The organism is Mycobacterium sp., from assembly GCF_035603715.1.
Classification (GTDB): Bacteria; Actinomycetota; Actinomycetes; order Mycobacteriales; family Mycobacteriaceae; genus Mycobacterium.
Window position 1 is genome coordinate 1 of record NZ_DATNJW010000074.1, and the last position, 5,668, is coordinate 5,668.

Below are 5,668 nucleotides of genomic sequence, written 5' to 3' on the forward strand. Positions count from 1 at the left end.
CGATCCCGCGATCTCGTAGCGGAATCCGTCGATGAGCTCGACCGTCGCGGCCATTCCACCGCAGTAGGTGTTGGCCTCCAGGCAGAGCGTGCGCAGGCCCGCACCCTGCAGGATGGCTGCCGCCGTCAGGCCGTTGTGCCCAGCGCCGACAACGATCGCGTCAAAGTCAGTCATGGCTGGCAGAATATGTCAGTACTGACACATTGGGAAGATGTCAGCGCTGACGTATTAGGGAAATTCGAGATAGCATCTGGCGCGATGACAGAGCCGACCAACCTTCATGCGCTGCGCCGGCGATCCACGCATGCGGCGTTACGCCGGGTGGCGCTGGCGCAGTTCGCCAGCAAGGGGTTCGCCAATGTGACGGTGACCCAGCTGGCCACCGAAGCCGGCGTCACCGAGCGGACTTTCTTCCGGCACTTCCCCAGCAAGGAAGCCGTTCTGTTCCAGGATTACGACACCCACCTGGAATGGCTGGCTGAGGCGTTGGCGCAACGACCCGCCTCGGAGTCGCTCTTCGATGCCGTGTTAGCCAGCGTGGCCAGTTTTCCGCACGACGTGGAGGTGGTTCGCCAAGCCGCGCTGGCCCGTTCGACGTTGATATCCGCCGAGCGCATCGCCGCGCATCTGCGCGTCGTACAGTCGTCCTTCGCCGAGGTGCTGACGGACTTCGTCAAGACCCGCTTCGCGGGAGTTCCCAACCTCGACCTCATCGCCGAGGTTGCGGGAGCCACGCTGGCCGCGGCTCTTGTGGTGGCGGTCCAGGAATGGGGCGACGACGGGTGTACCGGCGACCTGGGCGAACTCGTTGCTACGAGTGTCGATTTGGTGCGTTCTGGATTTGCGCCGCTGACCTAACCGCTCAGCCTGACAACCGGCAGCCAGCCGGCGATCTCGCCGGCCCGCGATCCGGACAGGCGAAGCGCCCCGGAGGCGGCGGCGTCCTCCACCCTGAGCAGCCCGGTGGCCAGCAGCAGCCAGGTGCGCGGATCGGTCTCGACGACGTTGGGCGGCGTGCCGCGGGTATGCCTCAGCCCGGAAATGCACTGCACCGCAACGAACGGCGGAATCCGGACCTCGACGCTGGCGCCGGGCGCTTCGGCGGCCAGCGTGCGTGCGGTGAGCCGGACCGCGGCCGCCAGCTCCGCCCGACCCGGCGACGGTTGGGCATCATCGCGCAGCCAGCCCTCGACGGCGTGGACGGCGTCGCGGGTCTTGGCCGGATCGGCGTTCTGACGGGCGGCCATGGCTCAGCTCTTCAGCGCGGCACGGATGCGCGCGGTGTCGGCCGCGGTCCAGCCATCCGGTGGCGCTACTGCGGCCCAACCGTCGAGGATGTCGTTGCTGTAGTTGTGTCCGTGCCCGCCAGGCACCCCCTCGGCGTTGGTCAGGTCAGCGCTGACCTGCCAAAACGTCACCACCGGGCTCCATTGCATGGCCGCACTGCGATCGCGGCCGCGCGGCTCGACGAGCCAACCGGGCCGACTGAACAACAGGTCGGGCGACCACCAGACCACCGGGTCGGACGGGTGCTGCAGAAACAGCACCCGGGTGCCCGCCCACGGCGGTCCCCCGACACGGTCGACGTCGACGGGGTCGATGGCTTCGGAGAACCGCACGGTTCGGCCGCTGTCGTAGCGCGGCTGCACTTCGGTGGAGCCCGGGTCGCGCCGCACAAGCAGCGCGTGCCACAGCGAGCTCTCCTGCGGCGGCCCAACCCAGAGCACCGCGTTGAAGCCCATCCGGCCAATGTCGGGCAGCCACCCGAATGCGGCCTGGCCAGCCAGGGAACCCAGGCTCTCGCCGTAGAGCACCAGCTTCGGCCGGTGGTCGGACGGCAGTTTCGCCCAGCGGTCGTGGACGGCGTTGATCAACATCCGGCCAGAGTCCATCGACTTCTGCCGGTCGGCCAGAAACGAAATCCAGCTCGGCAGGTAGGAGTACTGCAGACCGACGATCGCGGTGTCGCCGTCGTACATCATCTCCAGCGAGCTCGCGGCCACCGGGTCGATCCAGCCGGTGCCGGTGGTCGGCGCGATCACCAGAACCTTGCGGCTGAATGCCCCCGTGCGCTCGAGCTCATCGACGATGACGTCCAACCGGCCTTGGTCATCAGGGGCGGTGTGCAGCCCGGCGTACACCCGGATCGGCTCCTTGGCCGGCCTGCCGTTGAGCTTGCTCAGTTCGGCCGCGTGCGGGCCGGTGCCGACAAACGTGCGGCCCTGGTATCCCAAGGTGTTCCACGGCGCCAATGATGTTGGGCTACCTGATTTTTCCGCCAGCCGTGGTTGTGATACACCCGCGGGGGTGGCGCTGTCCCGTGGCTGGAAGATCGCGTTGGCGCCGGCGAAGAAGCCGCGCACCAGCACACCGTCGAACAACGTGATCAGCAGCGCCACAACGATTGCCGTGCCGATGAACAGCGCCACCTCGTCGTGCACATGCCAACGCCGGATCAGCATCCGGGCGAGCAGCCTGACGGCGTCGATGAGCACCCGGAACGCCGACACCATCAGCGCGCAGACAACCGCGGCGACGATCAACGTGCGTAGGTAACCCGGGTTCGTCGGCCCCTCGATGCCCATCAGCGCGGACAATTGCCGCTGCCAGGCCGCGGCCGGAATCAGCATCAGCACGCAGGCCGTCGGTGCGATCACCACGACCGCCGCCTTCATCCAGAACAGCACCCGCGCCGGAGGCGGCCACCAGCGGGCACCTCGTAGCAGAAGGCGGTAGACCACCTTGCCGAGCACCACGCCCAAGCCGTAACCGAATGCGGCGTTCACGCCACCAATCAGCCCTTGGAACAACCAGTCTCGCGGCACCAGCGACGGCGTCAACGACAAGCAGAAGAACAGCGCGCCGAACGCCACACCGACGAATTTCAGCCGCAGCAGGCTCCATGCCCACACCAGCAACGGATGCCGTCCACGAGCCTCGGACTCGGGACTCATCGCAGCAGCGCGGCCAGCACCCCTTCGGATGTGCTGCGCAACTCCGCCAGTGGCACGGTGAACAGGCCCTGCACCTCCACCGCGTCCGAAGCCTGATCGACGACACCGATACGGGTGGCCGGCAGGCCGCGCGCCTCACACATCGAGGTGAAACGGCTCTCCTCGGTACGCGGCACCGCCACCAGTACCCGGCCCGCAGATTCGGAGAACAACGTCACGAACGGGTCGGCGCCTTTGGGAAGCACGATGCGACAACCGGTTTCGCCGGCGAGCGCCGATTCGACGACGGCCTGCGCCAGACCGCCCTCGGACAAGTCGTGGGCCGCGGACACCAGCCCGTCGCGAGAGGCCGCACTCAGCACGTCGGCCAATAGTCTTTCCCGGGCCAGGTCTACTGCGGGCGGCAAGCCGCCCAGATGGTCGGCGGTGACCTGCGCCCAGATCGAGCCGTCGAACTCGTCCCGGGTGTCGCCGAGCAGGATCAGCGTCTCGCCGGGTTCGGTGCCCATGGCGGTCGGAATGCGGCGGGTGACGTCGTCGATCACACCCAGGACGCCGACGACCGGGGTGGGCATGATCGCCGTCGTTCCGGTCTGGTTGTAGAAGCTGACGTTGCCGCCGGTCACCGGAATACCCAGCGCCGCACAGCCATCCGCCAAACCGCGGACGGCCTGGGAGAACTGCCACATCACGCCCGGATCCTCCGGCGAGCCGAAGTTGAGGCAGTTCGTCACCGCGACTGGGGTTGCACCGGTGACGGCGACGTTGCGGTACGCCTCGGCCAGCGCGAGCTGTGCACCGGTGTAGGGGTCGAGCTGCGTGTAACGGCCCGACGCGTCGGTCGACACCGCGATACCGCGGCCGGTGGTCTCGTCGACGCGCAGCACGCCGCCGTCGGCATGGTCGGCCAGCACGGTGTTGCCGCGCACATAGCGGTCGTACTGCTCGGTGATGAACGCGCGACTGCACAGGTGCGGACTGCCCAGCAGCGCAAGCAAAGTCGCGCGCAATTCGTCGCCGGTGGCCGGTCGCTTCAGGCCGGCCGAGGTGTCGGCGTTGAGCGCATCCTGCGAGTCCGGACGAGCGACGGGACGCTGGTACACCGGCCCCTCGTGGGCCACGGTGCGCGGCGGCACGTCGACGACCGTCTCACCGTGCCAAGTGATTTGCAGCCTGTCACCGTCGGTGACCTCGCCGATCGTGGTGGCCAGCACCTCCCATTTGCGGCAGACCGCCATGAAGGCTTCCACGTTCTCCGGCGCGACCACAGCACACATGCGTTCTTGCGACTCGCTGGACAGAATCTCGGCGGGCGTCATGTCCTTGGCCCGCAGCGGCACCGTTTCCAGTTCGATCGCCATTCCGCCATCGCCCGCCGATGCGAGTTCCGATGTGGCGCAGGATAATCCGGCACCGCCGAGGTCCTGGATGCCGATCACCAGCCCCGCGGCATACAGCTCGAGGCAGCACTCGATGAGCACCTTCTCGGTGAATGGGTCGCCGACCTGCACCGAGGGCAACTTCTTACGACCCGACCCCGACTCGTCGCCGCCGAAGGTTTCCGACGCCAGTACCGATACCCCACCGATGCCGTCGAGTCCGGTCCGCGCGCCGAACAGGATGATCTTGTTGCCGGCGCCCGACGCGAAGGCCAGATGAAGATCTTCCTTACGCAGCACGCCGACGCAGAGCGCATTCACCAGGGGGTTGCCGGCGTAGCACGCATCGAAAACGGTTTCGCCGCCGATGTTGGGCAAGCCCAGCGAGTTGCCGTAGCCGCCGATGCCCCGCACCACACCGTCGAGCACGCGGCGGGTGTCCGGGGCGTCCGCGGCGCCGAACCGTAACTGATCCATCACCGCGACCGGCCGGGCGCCCATCGCCATGATGTCGCGGACGATGCCGCCGACACCGGTGGCCGCACCCTGGTAGGGCTCGACGTAGGACGGGTGGTTGTGCGACTCGACTTTGAAAGTGACGGCCCAGCCGTCGCCGATGTCGACCACGCCGGCGTTCTCGCCGATGCCGGCCAGCATGCCCGCCCGCATCTCGTCGGTGGTGGTCTCGCCGAAGTACCGCAGGTGCACCTTGGACGATTTGTAGGAGCAGTGTTCGCTCCACATCACCGAGTACATAGCCAGCTCGGCGTCGGTCGGGCGGCGTCCCAGGATGTCGCGGATCCGCTGGTATTCGTCGTCTTTGAGACCGAGTTCGCGGAATGGTTGCGGCTGATCAGGGGTGGCCGCGGCCCGCTCGACGGTATCGGTCGCGTGAGTGAGCCCAGACGTCACGGGAACAGTCTAGGTGGCGCGGCGGCTACCCCGTGCCGGCGACGCAGAAGGCGTTGCCCGCGGGGTCGGCAAGCACCACCCAGCGGAAGCTGTCGCCGATGCTGTGTCGACCGACCTCGGTCGCTCCCGCCGACGTGAGCCGGCTCACCTCGGCGTCGACATCGGCGGCGCCGAAATCCAGATGCACCCGGTTCTTGCCGGGCGTGGGATCGTCCACCTTCTGGAAGCCCAGCCGGGGGCCGTCGGCCCTGATGACCGCGATGAATTCGCCGGGTATCAGTTCTTGTGTCTCACCTTCGAATTGCGTGGCCCACCACTCCGCGAGTGGCGCGGGGTCGACGCAGTCGAAGGTGACCATCTCCACGTTGAGTGCCATACCCATGACCTTATTACCGATGGCGATGACCTCCGAGGTAATTGTGC

6 protein-coding genes are annotated in these 5,668 nt (G+C 67.4%); 1 reads left to right on the forward strand and 5 read right to left on the reverse strand.

What is annotated here, in order from left to right:
• A partial coding sequence (locus VN856_RS03040) for an NAD(P)-binding protein (protein ID WP_325686025.1) occupies positions 1-174 on the reverse strand: 174 nt, incomplete at its 3' end.
• Positions 175-258: 84 nt separating this feature from the next.
• Between VN856_RS03040 and VN856_RS03045 the strand changes: the two genes are divergently transcribed.
• Positions 259-858, forward strand: a complete 600-nt coding sequence (locus VN856_RS03045) for a TetR/AcrR family transcriptional regulator (protein WP_325686017.1) — start codon at positions 259-261, stop codon at positions 856-858.
• On the opposite strand, the gene VN856_RS03050 is transcribed toward VN856_RS03045, so the two are convergent.
• The 4 genes from VN856_RS03050 to VN856_RS03065 are packed head-to-tail and all read right to left on the reverse strand — an operon-like array spanning position 855 to position 5,621.
• Positions 855-1,247, reverse strand: a complete 393-nt coding sequence (locus tag VN856_RS03050) for a sterol carrier family protein (protein ID WP_325686019.1) — start codon at positions 1,245-1,247, stop codon at positions 855-857. The genes VN856_RS03045 and VN856_RS03050 overlap by 4 nt on opposite strands.
• A gap of 3 nt (positions 1,248-1,250) precedes the next feature.
• Positions 1,251-2,954: an alpha/beta hydrolase gene (locus VN856_RS03055; protein ID WP_325686021.1), complete on the reverse strand. Its 1,704-nt coding sequence runs from the start codon at positions 2,952-2,954 to the stop codon at positions 1,251-1,253.
• The gene (purL, locus tag VN856_RS03060) at positions 2,951-5,245 is read right to left on the reverse strand and encodes a phosphoribosylformylglycinamidine synthase subunit PurL (RefSeq protein ID WP_325686023.1); all 2,295 of its coding nucleotides are present in this window, start codon (positions 5,243-5,245) and stop codon (positions 2,951-2,953) included. The genes VN856_RS03055 and purL overlap by 4 nt, the downstream gene beginning before the upstream one ends.
• A gap of 25 nt (positions 5,246-5,270) precedes the next feature.
• The gene (locus tag VN856_RS03065) at positions 5,271-5,621 is read right to left on the reverse strand and encodes a VOC family protein (RefSeq protein WP_325686027.1); all 351 of its coding nucleotides are present in this window, start codon (positions 5,619-5,621) and stop codon (positions 5,271-5,273) included.
• Positions 5,622-5,668 lie beyond the last annotated feature (47 nt).